Annotated in this window: 15 protein-coding genes and 1 pseudogene; 7 read left to right on the top strand and 9 right to left on the bottom strand. The window is 64.9% G+C overall.

The window, feature by feature from the left end; translation table 11 throughout:
- Positions 1-30 precede the first annotated feature (30 nt).
- Positions 31-417 (top strand): MerR family transcriptional regulator, encoded by a 387-nt coding sequence (locus AB0M74_RS21975; protein ID WP_366528126.1) that lies wholly within the window; start codon positions 31-33, stop codon positions 415-417.
- Positions 418-893: 476 nt separating this feature from the next.
- Here AB0M74_RS21975 and AB0M74_RS21970 read toward each other — a convergent pair whose 3' ends face one another.
- The 3 genes from AB0M74_RS21970 to AB0M74_RS21960 all read right to left on the bottom strand — a co-directional run bounded on the left by AB0M74_RS21970 (position 894) and on the right by AB0M74_RS21960 (position 2991).
- On the bottom strand, positions 894-1610 hold the full coding sequence (locus AB0M74_RS21970; RefSeq protein ID WP_366528125.1) for a metal-dependent hydrolase: 717 nt from the start codon (positions 1608-1610) through the stop codon (positions 894-896).
- Between the two features lie 72 nt (positions 1611-1682).
- Entirely contained in the window at positions 1683-2057 is a 375-nt protein-coding gene (locus AB0M74_RS21965; protein ID WP_366528124.1) for a DUF4913 domain-containing protein, read from the bottom strand.
- A 406-nt stretch (positions 2058-2463) separates the two neighbouring features.
- Positions 2464-2991, bottom strand: a complete 528-nt coding sequence (locus AB0M74_RS21960) for a GNAT family N-acetyltransferase (RefSeq protein WP_366528123.1) — start codon at positions 2989-2991, stop codon at positions 2464-2466.
- A gap of 689 nt (positions 2992-3680) precedes the next feature.
- On the opposite strand from AB0M74_RS21960, the gene AB0M74_RS21955 reads away from it, so the two are divergent.
- Positions 3681-4313 carry a hypothetical protein gene (locus tag AB0M74_RS21955; RefSeq protein ID WP_366528122.1) on the top strand — a complete coding sequence of 211 codons (633 nt, stop codon included), beginning with the start codon at positions 3681-3683 and terminating at the stop codon, positions 4311-4313.
- 214 nt (positions 4314-4527) lie between these two features.
- Here the strand turns inward: AB0M74_RS21955 and AB0M74_RS21950 are convergent, their stop codons facing one another.
- Together AB0M74_RS21950 and AB0M74_RS21945 are read right to left on the bottom strand one after the other, a co-directional pair.
- Positions 4528-4920 carry a RidA family protein gene (locus AB0M74_RS21950; protein ID WP_366528198.1) on the bottom strand — a complete coding sequence of 131 codons (393 nt, stop codon included), beginning with the start codon at positions 4918-4920 and terminating at the stop codon, positions 4528-4530.
- Positions 4921-4944: 24 nt separating this feature from the next.
- Positions 4945-5502 (bottom strand): annotated as a pseudogene (locus tag AB0M74_RS21945) (DinB family protein); the annotation flags it as partial.
- 62 nt (positions 5503-5564) lie between these two features.
- On the opposite strand from AB0M74_RS21945, the gene AB0M74_RS21940 reads away from it, so the two are divergent.
- The 3 genes from AB0M74_RS21940 to AB0M74_RS21930 all read left to right on the top strand — a co-directional run bounded on the left by AB0M74_RS21940 (position 5565) and on the right by AB0M74_RS21930 (position 9577).
- Positions 5565-6560, top strand: a complete 996-nt coding sequence (locus AB0M74_RS21940) for a YafY family protein (protein ID WP_366528121.1) — start codon at positions 5565-5567, stop codon at positions 6558-6560.
- Positions 6561-6803: 243 nt separating this feature from the next.
- Entirely contained in the window at positions 6804-7685 is an 882-nt protein-coding gene (locus tag AB0M74_RS21935; protein WP_366528120.1) for an SGNH/GDSL hydrolase family protein, read from the top strand.
- 194 nt (positions 7686-7879) lie between these two features.
- Positions 7880-9577: a GMC family oxidoreductase gene (locus tag AB0M74_RS21930; protein ID WP_366528119.1), complete on the top strand. Its 1698-nt coding sequence runs from the start codon at positions 7880-7882 to the stop codon at positions 9575-9577.
- A gap of 146 nt (positions 9578-9723) precedes the next feature.
- Here the strand turns inward: AB0M74_RS21930 and AB0M74_RS21925 are convergent, their stop codons facing one another.
- The 3 genes from AB0M74_RS21925 to AB0M74_RS21915 form a co-directional block, all read right to left on the bottom strand.
- Complete coding sequence (locus tag AB0M74_RS21925; protein ID WP_366528118.1) at positions 9724-10332, bottom strand: glyoxalase; 609 nt, start codon at positions 10330-10332, stop codon at positions 9724-9726.
- Between the two features lie 85 nt (positions 10333-10417).
- Entirely contained in the window at positions 10418-10774 is a 357-nt protein-coding gene (locus AB0M74_RS21920) for a VOC family protein (RefSeq protein ID WP_366528117.1), read from the bottom strand.
- Between the two features lie 1305 nt (positions 10775-12079).
- Positions 12080-12970 (bottom strand): alpha/beta hydrolase, encoded by an 891-nt coding sequence (locus tag AB0M74_RS21915; protein WP_366528116.1) that lies wholly within the window; start codon positions 12968-12970, stop codon positions 12080-12082.
- Positions 12971-13111: 141 nt separating this feature from the next.
- Here AB0M74_RS21915 and AB0M74_RS21910 point away from each other — a divergent pair, with 141 nt between their 5' ends.
- Positions 13112-14974, top strand: coding sequence for a Na+/H+ antiporter (locus tag AB0M74_RS21910; RefSeq protein WP_366528115.1), 1863 nt, complete (start codon positions 13112-13114; stop codon positions 14972-14974).
- 4 nt (positions 14975-14978) lie between these two features.
- On the opposite strand, the gene AB0M74_RS21905 is transcribed toward AB0M74_RS21910, so the two are convergent.
- Positions 14979-15527 (bottom strand): TetR/AcrR family transcriptional regulator, encoded by a 549-nt coding sequence (locus AB0M74_RS21905; RefSeq protein WP_366528114.1) that lies wholly within the window; start codon positions 15525-15527, stop codon positions 14979-14981.
- 237 nt (positions 15528-15764) lie between these two features.
- On the opposite strand from AB0M74_RS21905, the gene AB0M74_RS21900 reads away from it, so the two are divergent.
- The gene (locus tag AB0M74_RS21900) at positions 15765-16370 is read left to right on the top strand and encodes a helix-turn-helix domain-containing protein (RefSeq protein WP_366528113.1); all 606 of its coding nucleotides are present in this window, start codon (positions 15765-15767) and stop codon (positions 16368-16370) included.
- The last annotated feature ends 23 nt before the right edge of the window (positions 16371-16393 follow it).

Below are 16393 nucleotides of genomic sequence, written 5' to 3'. Positions count from 1 at the left end.
TATCCGTATGAAGGTCAAGGAGGAGCGACGGTGTTGATCGGGGAACTGAGCCGCCGCACCGGAGTCGGCACACATCTGTTGCGCTACTACGAATCCCAAGGTTTACTCGAGCCCGACCGTGGCGCCAACGGATACCGCGAGTATGCCGAGGAAGCCATTCTGACCGTCACCCAGATCCGGGGGCTGCTCGAAGCGGGCCTCTCGACCGAGGACATCGGTCTCCTGCTGCCCTGTGCGACCGGCACCGGCCCTGACATCGCGCCATGCACCGAGTTGCTCGACGTACTCCGGGCACGCCTTCGCGGACTCGATGAGCGCATCGACGCACTCACCCGATCCCGTCAGGCGCTGCGCAGCTACCTCAGCGCGACCGAACGGGCATCTGCGACCTACGCGGTGTGCGATTCGGCGCCGTGATCGACTGGTGTCATGAATCAATCAGCCAATGCGGGGACGGCATATCGATTGATCACGCCGAGTGGTTTCGCTGCATGAGTCCTCCGCCGCTCTACCGCACGCCGTCCGCTAGAGGAGCGATTGGGGGAGGGGCGATGGAGAGGGGCTCGTCTACTGGCGGGAGAGCGGTCGTTGCCGAGTTCGAAGTTCGTTGTATGGGAGGGGTGCCTGGTAGCGAAGCACCCGTCGACCCGACCCTGGTTTGTCGAGAGATACATGTCAATATCGGCCTATGCATATCTTTGCATACAGTCTCGATTCTGTTGTTACTCATACCCGTAACGTCATCATCAAAACTCGCAAAGAGCCAGCGAGGGTCAGCGTTGTTGGTACGGCCGGGGAGCCTGCGGGAGACGAGCAGGCTGTGCCGGCAGGCGCTGTCTTGCGTGGGACACCAACAGGTCTCCCACGCAAGACAGTCACCACACCGGTGGCGGTTAGGGGCTGGTGGTGAAGACGTGCCAGAGCAGTGCGAGAGCGCCGAGGGTGAACAAGGGCGACACGACCCAGGTTTCGACCTTGTTGCCGGTGCGGTCGATGATCGGCACACGGGTGCGCAGCGGGAAGGGCCAGAAGAGACGGCAGCCGCGGTCTGTGAGGCAGTCGCCCACGAGGTGGGCGAGTGCGCCCAGACCGACGGAGAACGGTAGCCAGACCGGTTTGTCGGTGATCCAGTGGTCCATGGCGAAGGTGCCCGCGGCGGCGAGGATCACCACCGTGCCCCATGCTTTGACGCTGTCGCCGGAGGGGCAGATATGTAGTGCGCGTACCGCGAGGGCCAACAGGAAAAAGACGAGTGCGAGGGTGAAATATCGCCCGAGCCAGTGTTCGCCTGCCCAAGTCCCGTATGCCACAGCGATGACGAACGCGAACGAATGCGTGGCATGGCGGTGCCCGCCCGAAATCCACGAAATGAACCGGCACAGGTAGTACGAAATCGGTCCGAGCACATGGGCGATGGTGCCGTTGGGGTGGTCTGCGTCGGGAAGGAGCGCGGCGCCCGCCGTCAGAAAGGCACCCAACAGTATGTCGACGGGGCCGAGATGCACGTCCGCACTTGTCAATACGGGGTACGTCATCGCTGATACGGGCAACGTCGCGGCCGCTATCGACCAGGCGAACGCGCCACTGGTCGCATGAGAATGTCCTAGCACCGCATGAAGGTTAGTTGACCACAGGGCGTTTCAGATAAGCGCTGGTGGGGGGCGGTGAAATGTGTTCTGCTGCTAGTCGTCCCGGGTGAGCGTCGGGGATCGGAACAAGTCCGGGAGCGGCGGTGCTTTTAGTGACAGGGGAGGTACCTTGGCGGAGTGGCCGATGCGGACCGAGCAGCCGCTGAACGGACCGTCGAGGCTGAATAGGACACCCATGTGAGGATCGGCATGGTCGAGAAACCACATCGAGAGTCCGGTGTTCTCCCTGAGTCGGTGGTGTTCCCATGCTCTCCAGAGCGCATCCAGGCGTACCACGGCCTCGGCGTGCTGCCACCATTCCGGGCACCACGCGTGAGTGTCGATGTCACGCCGATAGACCAGCGTCAAATAACCCTCGACGAACTCGACAACGGAGCCGAACAAGGCCGGCCTCTGCTCTGCACTCATTCGTCCCCCGTAACCTGTGGTTAGATCCAGCCACCTACGAGGGTAGCGACGAAAATCGGCTGTTTTCATACCGTTCCGGCCACGTCGGACAGCGGCCGATCTCTGTTGATGTCGGTCAGGGTTGTGAGTTCGAATTCACGACCCGCTCGACCGGAGTGGTTATCTCGGCATGCTCAGAGAACAAACGATCGCCATTGCGGACCGCTGGGGTTCGCGGCGCGGGGTGAATGGGGGAGTGTGGGCAGCCACTTCGGGGTCGAGCTGCAGGTGAAGTGTTCAACGCCTGGATCCATCTCACCCCCAAGATGCCGCAGTGAACCCGTTTGCTTGACAGAAGTCCACGGCTGCAACGGCTGTCTCGGCGACCATGTGCGATGGGGCCGGGACCGTGTGTCTTGGAGGAGCGCTAACTGCCCGGCGCTTGTTGGGGCCGGCGGTCTGGTGACGGACCGACATAGTGGTGCAGGAACGCGGCTCGTCCGTCGGGGGTCGTCCAGCCGTCCGGTTGACTGTGGACTCGCATCCATCCGGTGCGTTCATAGAGGGCAATCGCCGCGGCAGCGCCCGTCTCGACGTTGAGTACCGGTTTGCGTTGCAGCGCTTCGGCTGTCGCGGCGGCAGCATCGAGAAGCCGCATGCCGACGCCGTGCCCACGGCTGGGAGGCGCGACGTAGAGGCGGATCACCGAGATCAGTTGCGTGTTCGGGAGCATGCGCTGAACCGCGGCGGGAATTGCACTGTCGCCCAGGCCGACTTGGCCGACGACGGCGCCATCGATTTCCGCGACGAGTGTCGCTACGAATTTGGAGGGGGCCAGCCAGCCGGCCGGGTCCTCGGGCCAAACAGCTGGATAGCCGTCGATCTCGTGGACTTCGCGCAGGGCGACGATGCAATCTGGCAGGTCGTGGATGGTTCTCGGCCTTATGACGACCATGCCTATCGAAACTCCAGGGTGTCTGACTGTGTGGACGTGCTCCCGGCAGCGTATCGAGCCCGTGGTTGTGCTGCGAGTTCGGCGCAGGGATCGCAAGCGGGAAGTGTCAGCTGATTCGTCCGATGCGCTGTGCAAACCCGATGTGGGGTGTGGCGTGTGGCAACCTGGCTGGCGCCACGCTTCGTCGAGCCCACGGGAGAACCTCGCCGCGATACCGAGGGGAGTCCCGCCACACCATCGACTTAACATAATGTTGATTATCGGCGTTATAATCGGGGCGCGCGGAGGTGGGCTGATTTGCTGGATGTCACTGTTGCGCAGTATGTTTCGCGGGTCTGTCGGTCAGGTTCGGCTCTCGGCCTGTCTCGTTGCTGGCTTCTTTACGCTTGGGCGTGTGCCGTTTGGTCCCCTTACTTCTGTTTCTGCTGATGTAAATATTCCGGCCAAATCAGACTTTTGGCGGAGAAATATTGGCATCGCTCATGATTCGGATCTGTGACCGACTCTCGGCGACGAGCCCCTCTTTGTCCTAAAACGTCACTGTGACGCTTTAGGGCGTGGTGGCGGAGTCCAGTTGTGCTCGCGACTCCAATGTGGCCTTGCGTGCAAGCGGGTATCTGGCATGATGAAGGTCCAGTGATTGTCAAGTGGATCTGTCTATAGAGTCCAGTTGACGGGATGCTGGGAGCATGTTGGTTCGGCGTTTGGTAGCGCTCTCTGTCGGGTTGTGGTTATACGGGCTGTCGATGGCGGTGATGATTCGTGCCGGCCTCGGGTTGGATCCGTGGGATGTGTTCCATCAGGGCGTTGCGGCGCATGTGCCGATCAGCTTCGGGGCGGTGACGGCGCTCACCGGGGTGGTTGTGCTGCTGGCGTGGATTCCGTTGCGGCAGTGGCCCGGTGTGGGGACGGTGAGCAATGTTGTGGTCATCGGGGTCTCGGTGGATGTCGGGCTGTGGATGCTGCCGGAGTGGGATTCGATTCCGCTGCGGGTGGCGGCGATGGCTGCGGCTGTGGTGTTGAATGCCGTCGCGACGGTGCTGTACATCGGTGCGGGTATGGGTCCGGGTCCGCGGGATGGCCTGATGACTGGCCTGGTTCGGCGGACCGGGTGGTCGGTGCGATTGGTGCGAACCGGGATCGAGGTGTCGGCGTTGGCCATCGGTTGGGTGTTGGGTGGCAGTCTCGGCATCGGAACGCTGGTGTACGCGTTCGGCATCGGGCCGCTGATTCAGGTGATGATTCCGTATGTCGATCGGTTCCTGCCGGGATTTCGCGTGGACCATGCGAGCGAGCCTGCGGTGGTTGTCGCTGCGGCATGACGGCGCTCCGCGGTGTCCTGCTGGAGGCATGCGCACCGCGGAGCGTGCTCGAATTGTCTTGGAAGGCAAGGGTTTGCTTCTCATCCCCTCCCCCCGTCAGGTGCGCTGACCCTACCGAAAAACGTCACTGTGACACTTTGCTCTCAACGTTCGATTGCATGGCCTCGGCCGTGCGCCGCGTCGCGCCAATGCAACCTCGATCCGCGGGTTCGCCCTATTCGGGGATGATCGCTACTGCGTCGATCTCCACGAGCGCGCCCGGGCGAGCGTGTCCTGCGGTGGATACGACCGTGATGGCTGTGCGGTGATTGCCCCAGACTGATTGCGATGCCGCGTATCCCACCTGTGCGTCGACCCCGTCGACGAGGTAAATGTTGAGTTTGACGACGTGCTCGGGACCGGTTTCCGCAGCGGCGAGCACCGTCAACACGTTTCGCATTGCCTGCGTGGTTTGCGCTTCGATACCGTCGAGCAGTGTTCCGGTGTTGTCGGTGCCGAGCTGGCCACCGACGTAGAGCGTTCGGGCGGTGGGTGCGATCACCCCCTGTGTGAACGCGGGGTTGTGGTGGAGCTCTTCGGGGTCGAGGTGTGTCGTCTGTGTGGTCATGCTCTTCTCCGAGGTGCTGGGTTTCGTATGCAGGTAGAGGTCGCGCAGCAGGCAGACCTCGGACAGGTGGTGGATCAGCTCGCGGTGGATGTGCAGCACCAGATCGGCCATCGGCACCTCGGGGAAGGGTTCCTTCGCGCCGACCGGGACGCGGAGTTCGGCTTCGCTGAGGTCGCGCACTCCTGCCAGCCAGAGGTCGAGCTGGGCCTGGAGTTGGTCGAGTGCGGTGGCCGCGTTGCCGGCGTAGTCCCAGGTCTCGTACGACGCTGTGGGCGCACCGAAGTGCGCGGCGTTGCGTGCGGCGAGCACGCCGACGATGACGTGACCGAGTCGCCAGGCGATCGTGGTGAACGGTGCGGGGACCGGCTGAGGAAAGGCGTAGTCGATGGTGAAGTCCCCGGCGCCGACCTGCATGGGCGCGGTCGAGGTGCCGCGCGGCCGCACACTCCAGGCGTCCGGCGTCGGCGACCAGAAGTATTCGTCGTCGGTGAGGCCGTCGAGCCGGGCGCGGAGCTGATGGGTCCAGTGGAATTCCCATTGCTCGCGTAGTGTCCGGTTCCAGTCGAGTTCGTCTGTGTCCATGGGACCACTCTGGCACCCTTGGCGGACAGATTCGGTCCGCTATTTCTGGCAGGGTGGGTGATGTGGATGTGGCGAGCGGTGCCGAGCGGGGTACGACGGAGCGGGTGCTCACTCTGCTCGGGTTGCTGCAGCAGCGTCCGGTGTGGACCGGCCCTGAGCTCGCCGATCGGCTCGGAGTCACGCCGCGTACGGTACGGCGCGATGTCGAACGGTTGCGCGCGCTCGGGTTTCCGGTGCATGCCGGCCAGGGTGTCGGCGGCGGCTACCGGCTGGGGCCGGGGCAGGATCTGCCGCCGCTGCTTCTCGATGATGAGGAGGCGATCGTCACCGCGGTCTCCCTGTTGGTCGGTGCGGGTGGTGCGGTCGCCGGCGCCGGCGATGCGGCACTGCGGGCGCTGACGAAGCTCGACCGGGTGTTGCCCCTCCGATTGCGGCACGAGGTGCGTGCGCTCTCCGGTTCGGTGGAGTCTTTCGGTGGAGGCCGCACGCCGGTCGATCCTGAGATGCTCATGACGCTGGCCAGATCGTGCCGTGACGAGGTCGAGGCCGGGTTCGACTATCCGTCCGGGGGTGAGGTGCGACGTCGGCGGGTGGAGCCCTACCGCTTGGTCGCTTCCGATCGGCGCTGGTATCTGCTTGCCTACGACCTCGATCGTGATGACTGGCGCAGCTTCCGTGTCGATCGGATGACCGATGTGTCTGCGCGGACCTGGCGCTTCCGCCCGCGTGTGGTGCCGGACGCGGCGTCGTATGTGCAGGAGGGTGTGACGAGTCGGGTCTATGCACAGCAGGCGCGTTTTCTCGTGCATGCGTCGGCCGAGACGGTTCGCGCGCAGATTCCGGCGTCGGCGGCCGTCGTGCGCCGGCGAGGGAGTGAGGTGTGCGAGGTGCTCAGTGGTGCTGAAAGACTCGATGCCGTGCTGATGCACGTGCTGCTGCTGGGGCACGATTTCGAGGTGCTCGATCCGCCGGAGTTGGGAAGGCGTTGTCATGTGCTGGCGCAGCGACTGCTGGCGGCTGGTGCGACGGTCTCACCGGTGCCGGATGTGGAGTCGTGATCGTGCCGGCGCGGTGGAGTGCTTGCGCTGTGAAGCGCTGTGTCCTGGAATCTGCTCTGTGGCACTGATGTTCGCGTGACCGGCAGTTGCTTTGGGGCATGGAGGGTGTTCGCGGCTGTGGGATTACTGGGCTGTGTTCAGTGGGGTCGGTCGGTAAAGTCGCTGTTGGGGTGGTATTTCACCTATATTGGACGTGCGTCCAGTTTATTCGACTCGCAATGGCGGGTCACTTGTGGAGGGTTCATGAAGAAGGTGTCTCGGGTGTTGATCGCGTGCGCGGCTGTCTGCGTGACGTTGCCCGTCGTTTCGGAATCTGCGTCCGCGACGCCGCCGCGATTCGAGGAGTATGTGGCGCTGGGTGATTCGTGGGCGGCGGATGCGACCCTGAATCCGGGGTTGGTGACCGAGGAGTTCGTCCCACTGAGGTGTGTGCAGAGCCGGGGCAGCTACGCCAAGCAGGTCGCTGCGGCGTTGGCGGTCGCGGTGTTCCGGGATGCGTCCTGTGGTGGCGCGCAGACAGTCGATATGGCGGGAAGTCAGAAGGGGCTCAATCCCCCGCAGTTCGATCGGCTCACCCCTTCGACGGATTTGGTGACGCTGTTGATCGGCGGCAACGACGCGGGTTTGGCCGCGGCCGTCCAGGGGTGTCCGACTCTCGATGCCGGTGCGACGCCGTGCCTGGATTCTTTTGTCGTCGACGGGGTGGATCGGATGTCGGCGAATATCGCGTCGGCGGAGCCGAAGGTGGTCGCGACGATCGAGGGCATTCGGGCGCGGGCACCGCATGCGCGGGTGTTGGTGTTGAACTATTTCAAGGGTGTCGGCACCGAGGGCGGGTGTTTTCCGGCGATCCCGATTTCCGATGGTGACGCGCGGTGGGTGGGTCGCAAGCTGGTCGAGCTGAATGCGATGGTTGCGCGCGCGGTCGCGGCGACCGGTGTCGAGTTGGTCGATACCTATGCCGCCAGTGACGGGCATGATGCGTGTCAGCCTGCGGGTGTGCGGTGGGCGGAGGGTTTGGTGCCGTTCAGTAGCGACCCGGTGGGTCCGGCGGTGCCGTTCCATCCGAACCAACTCGGCGCTGACCATCAGGCGCGCAGTGTGCTTGCCGCGGTTGGGCGGTAGCGCGGTCGGCGGTCACGTGCCGCTGCGGAACTCGCGTCCGCGGATGGCCGAAAATATCGATTCAATGGCCGTCCGGCTCTCTCTCCCGATGTTTTCCGATGCCTACCGTTGTCGGTATGACTACACCGTCTCGCTCATGTACAGGCCGAACACGAATCTCGGTGTTGATTCGGGCCGGAAGGTAAGGCGCGCACATGGGGACGCACTACGACGTACTGGTGATCGGTTCGGGATTCGGTGGCAGTGTCTCGGCGCTGCGGTTGACCGAGAAGGGTTACCGGGTGGGTGTGCTGGAGAGCGGACGTCGTTTCACGGATGCGGAGTTCGCGAAGAACTCGTGGCATGTGAAGGAGTATCTGTGGGCTCCGAAGCTGGGCTGCTTCGGTATTCAGCGGTTGACGTTGCTGAAGGACACGTTCGTCATGAGCGGTTCAGGTGTCGGAGGCGGGTCGCTGGTGTACGCGAACACCTTGTACGAGGCGCCGGAGACGTTCTATCGCGATAGGCAGTGGTCGCATATCACCGACTGGAAGTCGGAGTTGGCGCCGCATTACGACCAGGCGAAGCGGATGCTGGGGGTGACGACGAATCCGGCGACGACACCGTCGGATCGGGTGATTCAGGCGGTCGCCGAGGATATGGGGATCGCGCAGACCTATCGGCGTACGCCGGTGGGAGTGTTGTTCGCCGACAAGGGCACTCGCCCGGGTGCGGCGGTAGCCGATCCGTTCTTCGGTGGCGTGGGTCCGCAGCGGCGGACGTGCACGCATTGCGGTGAGTGCATGACCGGGTGTCGGCACGGCGCGAAGAACACCCTGGTCAAGAATTACCTGTATTTGGCGGAGCTGGCCGGTGCCACCGTGCATCCGTTGACGACGGCGGTGACGGTGCGCCCGTTGCCCGGTGGCGGATATGCGGTGGACACGGTGCGGACGGGGCGGTGGGTGCGTAAGGCGAAGCAGACCTTCACCGCCGATGAGGTGGTGTTCTCCGCGGCGGCGCTCGGCACCCAACAGTTGTTGCACCGGTTGAAGGATCGCGGGGTGTTACCGAATGTCTCACCGCGACTGGGGCATCTGGCGCGCACCAATTCCGAGGCGGTGCTGGCGGCACGTTCACTCGACAAGGATTCGGATTTCACCAAGGGGGTCGCGATCACGTCCTCGATCCATCCCAACGAATACACCCACATCGAGCCGGTGCGGTACGGCAAGGGCAGCAATTTCATGGGGTTGCTGACCACGGTGTTGGTCGATGGCCAGGACGGTAAGCGTCGTTGGGTGCTGGGTTTGCGTGAATTGGTGCGCCGGCGACGTGACCTGGTGACGCTGCACAATCCGCGGCGGTGGTCGGAACGGATGATCGGTCTGTTGGTCATGCAGAATGTGGACAACTCGATCATCACCTACAACAAGCGTGGCCTGTTCGGTAGGCGGATGACCACCAAACCGGGGGCCGGTGCGGCTCCCCCGGCGTGGATTCCGGAAGGCAATGATGTTGCCCGTCGGGTGGCGGAGAAGATCGGCGGCATCGCGCAGGGTTCCTGGACCGAAATGGTGAATATCCCGATCACCGGTCACTTTATCGGCGGCTGCGCGATAGGGGACTCTCCCGAGACCGGTGTCGTGGACCCGTACCACCGCTTGTACGGATATGCGGGTTTGCACATCGTGGATGGTTCGACGATCTCGGCGAATCTCGGGGTGAATCCGTCGCTGACGATCACCGCGCAGGCGGAGCGGGCAATGTCGTTGTGGCCCAACAAGGGTGAGGCCGATCAGCGTCCGCCGTTGGGTGCGCGGTACCGCCGGATCGATGCGCTCGCACCGAAGAACCCGGTGGTGCCCGCCGCCGCCCCCGGCGCGTTGCGTCTGTCGATCACCCCGATCTAGCGCGCGTGCGAGTGTGGAGCGTGCACTCCCACGTCTGCCCGCACCGGTGGTATCGGCGTGGGCAGACGTGGCAGGCGTCGTGTGGTGTCGGCTCGATGTCGAACCCGAGGTAGACGGATCTCTCGGCGTGGCGGGCGGGCGAGGTGTCAGACCATCTCCCAGGCGAATCCGTTGGGGTCGGTGAAGGTTCCGGCGTTGCTGCCGATGACGATCCGGTGGGATCCGGTGCCGTCCGGTGAGACGCCGGCATCCTTGGCGGCGGCACGGCGCCCGTAGAGTGCGAGCTTGACCGACGACCCGGGGGTCGCGAACTCGACGTACTTGCTGCCGAAGCTCTTGGCCACGGCGACGCCGCGGTCGACGTAGAACTGCTTGGTCGCCTTGACGTCCTCGACTCCCAGCAGCAGCACGACGTCGTCGACCTCGCGGGTGGCCGGGCCGGTGTCTTTCTTCTGCGACGTCGTAACCTTCCAGATCGTGCCGTCCGGGGCCTGGATGACGCCGCCGTAGCCCCAGAAGCTCTTCTTGGCCGGCTTCAGTGTGGTGAAGCCGGCATCGAGCGCGGTGCCGATGAGGCTGTCGACGGTGCTCGGCTGGGATACCACGAGCGACATGATGAAGCCACGGAAGCCGGTCGTGGGTGTCTGCGAGGCGCGGAACCTCACCTTGTCACCCAACCCGAAGGCGGCGGCGTAAATGGCCTCGGCGGCCTCGGGGTCGGACACTTCGAGGGTGACGGGTGCGAGGGAGGTCATGGCAGTTCCTTCGGTGAGGTGGTGTGGTTGTCCGAGCCGATGCTCGGGGTTGTGATGACGCCGAATACGGCAGTGGGGTCGGTACTCATCGGTCCTGAATCAGCCCGAGGACATTGCCATCGGTGTCGGTCACCGTGGCCACCAGGCGGCCGCCACCGACGTCGTGCGCGGGCTCTTCCACGGTGGCTCCCGCGGCGGTCAGCTCGGTCAGCTTCGCCTCGATGTCGGGCACGTGCCAGTAGGACACCGGTGCGGTCGAACTCTGCGGTCCACCGCTGGGCACCAGTCCGATGTGCTGGCCCTCGGCCTCGAAGCCGACGTAGTAGGAGGAGTCGGTCTGCGGCGCTACGCCGAGCAGGGCGGCGTAGACCGCTTTGGCTGTTGCCAGGTCGGACACGGGATGCAGCACGGTCTTGATTCCCTGGGTGGGCGAGCTGGTCATGATCACTCCTGAAGTCGTGGGTGTCGGTCTGTCGAGGTGAACCGGACGTGCTTACAGCTTCTCGTGCGGCGCGGCCGACCCACATCCGTGGCGACCACGGAACCGCCCACTGATAGGGGCACGGATCGCCTACGGCAGGTGCCCGTGCTGGGGCGGATCTGTACCCGTGACCGACGCCGCCGGCGGTGTGGCCGCACTCCGATTACCGGAACATGGGCCCGAAGTACCTTGCGATCAGGTCTGGGGCGTGGACCGTCGCTCCGGTGTGCACAAGTCGTTGCGCACAAAGCTTCCGGTGGCGGTGCCGGTCGAGGAGATCTGTCGGGAGGGCGCCGGGTAGCTCCGCGCGATGATCGCCTATGGGGCGATCCGGTGCGGTCGACTCCGCGGTGAGGCAAGCTCGGTACGGCCTTGGATTCGTTGGAGCGAGAGCCTCGATGCTGTCGACCGGGTTCGCACGCACGCTGGCGTTTCAGCGCGGCTGTCCGCGCCCCGGTGGCACCGCTGCCTGCCTGCCGCGATTCTTCTGCAGGTACGTCGTGTGAACCAAGACAGGTAGTTCAGTACGCGCGAGTGCGTGCCCATCGGGGCGGAGAGTGCTGAGTGGAGGTGATGTATGGACGCTGTTGTCGTACACGGGGGCGAAGGTTTGCAGTCCCACGGACGGCGAAACCTCGGCAGTACGGGTGCTTCGCCGGCAACCTTCCATAGCTGATCGGAAACCGAGTCCTTGTGACGCGACGCGATACATATCCCGGGTCGGGTCTCGCTCAGAATCGTAGGTTTTTATGATGAAAGGTATCCATGGAGCTGCGGCGACATGCGTTGGAGCTGCGGCATTGTCGGTGCTCCTCGCAGCTGGAACCGCAGCCGCGACAGCTCGGTACTCCGCGCAAGCGGACAACGTTGCGGTCACAGTTGCCGCCAGTGGTCCGGCCGAAGCCGAAACCCGGCAGGCGGCCTCAACTCATACCGGCATCGACCTCATTGCCATCACTTGTCCCGACCTCGGGGGCGCATTCGGCGGCGTCCAATACGTTCGGGACCCTAACGACTCCAACGCCTACTACGTGTGCGCGGGCGGGCTACCACAACAACATATGAAGTGCCCGTCGTGGACCGTGCTGAACATGAACACCAACCCGCCGACGTGTGTTCAGCCGCGAGCGCACTACTGATCGCCGACAGGGTTCGCCAATGGCCCCGTCGATCATGGGCCGCCCGCGCACTGGAGGTGCGCGGGCGGGCGGTGGGTTCGCTGTCTATCGGGCGTGCCGCTGCCGCACTCGCAGGCGGGTGGTGGCGTTATTTCACGCGCGTGCTGTGGAAGTCGAGGACGGCAGCGAGGGTGTCGTCGGGGGCTTCCAGCTGCGGGTAGTGACCGACGTCGGGAAGTTCGACGACATCGGGGTCGGGGACGAGTTCGCGGTAGCGTGCCACCATGTGCGCGCCGGAGACCGGGTCGCGTAGGCCATCGATCAGTCGAAGTGGCACCGTGGTCTGCTGTAGGGCGCCGACCCAGCGGGCCCGGTTGGCTCTGCGTTCGCTCATGTAGCGAATGAGCTTGTGGCCGTTGCGTTTGCCGTGCTTGCTGCACCACAACAGCCAGAACTGGCGCATCTGCTCCTCGCTGGGTTTGGTGCGGGGGCCGAAGACGGCCGCGAGGCTGCGCGCGAAGGTGCGCTCGCTGCCGAGAATGCCGATCAGCGGGCCGAGCGGGCCGGCCAGTAGCCGCTGGATCATGCGGGCTCGATGGGTTTCCGGGAACAGTCCACCGTTGAGCAGGCACACCGATTCGATCACCAGCGAGTCGTCGCCCTCGGCGCGGCGGTGGTTGTCGCGGGCCAGCAACTCCTGGGCGACGGTGTCGCCGTAGTCGTGGGCGAGGATGTGGACTCGCCCGATGCCCTGCTCGCGCAGCAGGTTCTCGTGCAGGTCGGCCTGATCGGCGATTGCGTAGCGGTAGTTGAGCGGTTTCGCCGACCAGCCGAATCCGATCATGTCCGGTGCGATCACGCGCGCGAATCGCGCGGACAGCCCCGGCCATACCGCGTGCCAGTCCCAGGATGCGGTGGGAAATCCGTGGATACACAGCAGCGTGCCGTCCGCACCTGCTCCGCCGTCGCGCCAGAAGATCTGGTGACCGCGGTGGGTGTGGCGCCGTCCGCTGGCTCGCCAGAGCGCAAACTCCTCCATATCAACCTCCTCCATTTTGTGTCGACAAGCATTGCGCGCGAACGCGGGCGCCACAGCGATTCCGCCGAACCGCCATCAGAGTTCATGTCATGTACTGTGCGGTCGGTTCGCGCCGGTCGTTTGCTCTGCGAGAATGCCACAGTGGATGTCGCGTTCGGCCTCGTTGTTCTCGTCGCGTCGGCGGTGTCGCTGGCGGCTTTGGCGCGGCGGTTCGGAATCTCCGAACCGCTGGTACTGACGCTTGCCGGGGTCGCGGCGTCGTATCTGCCGTTCGTCCCGGAGGTCCATCCGGATCCGGAGATCATTTTGTTGGGATTACTGCCACCGCTGCTGTACACTGCGGCGATTCGGACCTCACTGGTGGATTTCCGGGCCAACGCGCGCACTATAGCGTCGCTGTCGGTGGGTCTGGTGTTGTTCAGCACCTTCATTGTGGCCGCGGTGGTGTGGTGGCTGTTGCCGGTGCCCTTCGCGGTCGCGGTGGCCCTGGGTGCGGTGGTGGCGCCACCGGATGCGGTCGCGGCGACCGCGGTGGCGCGCCGGATCGGGATGCCGCGGCGGATCGTGACCGTCCTCGAGGACGAGTCGATGTTCAATGATGCGACCGCGCTGGTGGCGGTGCGCACCGCGATCGCGGCGTCGGCGGGCACGGTGACGGTGTGGAAGGCGGGCGGCGACTTTTTGCTCGCCGCGGGCGGCGGTGCCGCGGTGGGGATCGCGGTGGCGTATGTGCTGGCTATGCTGCGTCGCCGGATCACCGACCCCGTGCTGGACACCTCGTTGTCGTTTCTCGCGCCGTTCATCGCCTATCTGCCCGCCGAGGGCATCCACGCCTCGGGGGTGATCGCGGTGGTCACCTGCGGGATGATCCTCGGGCACGGCGCGCCGGTGTGGCAGAGCGCGGCCTCGCGCATCGCCGAGCGCACCAATTGGCGGACCATCCAGTTCATTCTGGAGAGCTCGGTGTTCTTGATCGTGGGTCTGCAGATGCGGGCGATCCTCGAGGGGGCGTGGAGCAGTGGGCTCGACCACGGCCAGCTGCTCATCGCTGCGGCGGCGGTGCTGGCGGCAGTGATGCTGGCGCGACCGTTGTGGATGTATCCGTGGGCGCTGCTGTTCCATCGGATCAAACGCGCCGGATCGGATGTGCCGCTCAGTCATGCGACGGTGGTGTCGTGGGCGGGGATGCGCGGTGTGGTCACCCTCGCGGCGGTGTTGTTGCTGCCCGAGGAGACCCCGCAGCTGCCGGTGTTGAAACTGTTGGCGGTCATCGTCGTCGCGGGCACGCTGCTGGTGCAGGGCACCTCGCTGCCGTTGCTGGTGCGGTGGCTGCATCTGCGTGGACCCAGTCGTGCGGAGGATGCCTTGCAGAAGGCGAATCTGTTGCAGCAGGCCACCGCCGCGGGTTTGGCGGAGCTCGAACGCCGGATCACCCCCGACACTCCGCCCGGGGTTGTCGAGTCGTTGCGTGATCGGGTCGCGTGGAAGACCAACGCGGCGTGGGAGCGGCTGGGGCGCGCGGAATCCGAGCAGGCGACCCCGACCGCGGAGTACCGGCGGCTGCGCCTGGAGATGTTGCGTGCGGAACGGGAAACGGTACTGCGGGTGCGGGATTCGGGCGCCCTGGACTACGTGATCCTGCAGCATGTGCTGGCCAGGCTCGATTTGGAAGAGTCGATTATCGACCGATACGACGAAACCGAGGAAGAAAACGTCGTCGAACTTCTCGCCCTGCCCGGCGCGGCCGACAATTGCGAGCATCTGCGTGACGCGCCGCTGGTGCTCGAGCCGGGTGTACCCGACGAATGCCAGGAGTGTCTGGCCGAGGGTCTGATGTGGGTGCATCTGCGGATGTGTCTGGCGTGTGGGCACATCGCGTGCTGTGATTCCTCGGTCGGAAACCACGCCAGCAAGCATTTCGCGGCGACCGCGCATCCGGTGATGCGCAGTGTGGAGCCGGGTGAGGCGTGGCGTTGGTGCTATGTGGACGAGCTACTGGGCTGAGTGGTCAGCGGCGGGCGTGGGAGTAGATCAGCCGGGCGTATTCGGTGAGCAGCTTGTCCAGTGACACGTCCTCGCCGCTCGCGGCGATCTGCTGGTAGCCGATCAGCATGGCCATGCCCAGCGAGGTGACCACTGCGGCGGTGTCGTCGGCGCCTACTACGCCTTTGATGGCCTTGTGCACGGTGCGGCGGCGGGACTCGTCGACCCGCTTGAGTGCGAGGTTGACCGATTCGTCGTTGGCGGCCCAGGCGCGGATCGCGGCCTCGGCGGCGTGGTGCAGGCCCGAGGCGAGGTCGGACATGGCGCGGATGTCGTCGTCGGGGTTGCCCTGGTTGAACCTCAATGTGCGCAGGATGAGCACTTGGCGGTTCTCCCAGTGCTCGAGTAGCACGTCGACGAAGCCTTGCCAGCTGCCGAAGTGGTGGTAGAACGAGCCACTGGTGACTCCGAGACGGCGGCACAGCACACCGATGTTGAGGCCTTTGAACCCGAGTTCGGCGAGCACCTCCAGAGCGGTGTCGAAGTACTGCTCCTTGGTGACCACGCGTGACATCGGTGTGCCGTTCTGTCGTTCGGGCAAGGCGGGGAGGACCGAACAGTACCGCATTGTATTGCCGGCTCGTGCGAGCGTAACGAAATCTCCGATGCGGGACTTTCAACACCGGAAAGTGTCCGTGACTGGCCGAAACATGAAGTGGCAGTGCGTAACAGGGGCTTCGTCGCCGGAGACGCTGTCGGGGAGGATCCGCGCGATCTATAACAGAGCAATTGCTCTGTTATAGTGACCGGTATGCCTCGCCCGCGGACCCACGACCCCGACCTCGTGCTCGATGCCGCACAATCGCTGGCCGTGCAATCGGGCCCGGCGGCGGTCACCATCCGCGCGGTCGCCGCGGCGACCGGAGTGTCCAACGGCGCGATCTATCACACCTTCGGCTCGCGCGTGGACCTGCTCGGGCGCAGCTGGTTACGCGCCGCGCACCGGTTTCTGGCCATGCAGACCGAACTGGTCGACACCCATCTCGCCGCAACGCAGTCTGCGGCGATCGAAGCGGTGCTCGCCGCGGCCGAGACCCCGGTGCTCTTCGCCGAACACTTCCCCGAATCCGCGCGGTTGCTGCACCTGGTATCTCGCGACGAACTACTCGGCGAGCAGATACCCGAAGCGCTCGCCGCCGAACTGGCTGGCACCGACCGGACCCTGGTGGAGTTGATGATCCGCCTGGCACGTGCCCTGTGGGATCGCGGCGATGCCCGCGCGGTCGAGGTGATCACCACCTGTCTGGTCGACCTGCCCACTGCCATCCTGCTGCGCCGTGACCAGCTCACCGATCCCCGTGCCCGCCGGCAGTTGCGCGCCGCAGTGCGCGCGGTCGTGGACGTGGGCCCGCACTGACCCGTTTCCCGAAGTCCCCTCGA

It is taken from the genome of Nocardia sp. NPDC051463, from assembly GCF_040681975.1.
GTDB lineage: Bacteria > Actinomycetota > Actinomycetes > Mycobacteriales > Mycobacteriaceae > Nocardia.
Note: the sequence above shows the minus strand (reverse complement) of the source record. Positions and strands in the feature narration are given on the sequence as shown.

Coding starts and splice junctions, on each gene's coding strand:
- AB0M74_RS21930 (WP_366528119.1), top strand. CDS start 7,880: ATGGGGACGCACTACGACGTACTGGTGATCGGTTCGGGATTCGGTGGC.
- AB0M74_RS21935 (WP_366528120.1), top strand. CDS start 6,804: ATGAAGAAGGTGTCTCGGGTGTTGATCGCGTGCGCGGCTGTCTGCGTG.
- AB0M74_RS21955 (WP_366528122.1), top strand. CDS start 3,681: ATGTTGGTTCGGCGTTTGGTAGCGCTCTCTGTCGGGTTGTGGTTATAC.
- AB0M74_RS21920 (WP_366528117.1), bottom strand. CDS start 10,774: ATGACCAGCTCGCCCACCCAGGGAATCAAGACCGTGCTGCATCCCGTG.
- AB0M74_RS21950 (WP_366528198.1), bottom strand. CDS start 4,920: ATGACCACACAGACGACACACCTCGACCCCGAAGAGCTCCACCACAAC.
- AB0M74_RS21905 (WP_366528114.1), bottom strand. CDS start 15,527: ATGTCACGCGTGGTCACCAAGGAGCAGTACTTCGACACCGCTCTGGAG.
- AB0M74_RS21915 (WP_366528116.1), bottom strand. CDS start 12,970: ATGGAGGAGTTTGCGCTCTGGCGAGCCAGCGGACGGCGCCACACCCAC.
- AB0M74_RS21965 (WP_366528124.1), bottom strand. CDS start 2,057: ATGAGTGCAGAGCAGAGGCCGGCCTTGTTCGGCTCCGTTGTCGAGTTC.
- AB0M74_RS21900 (WP_366528113.1), top strand. CDS start 15,765: ATGCCTCGCCCGCGGACCCACGACCCCGACCTCGTGCTCGATGCCGCA.
- AB0M74_RS21960 (WP_366528123.1), bottom strand. CDS start 2,991: ATGGTCGTCATAAGGCCGAGAACCATCCACGACCTGCCAGATTGCATC.
- AB0M74_RS21925 (WP_366528118.1), bottom strand. CDS start 10,332: ATGACCTCCCTCGCACCCGTCACCCTCGAAGTGTCCGACCCCGAGGCC.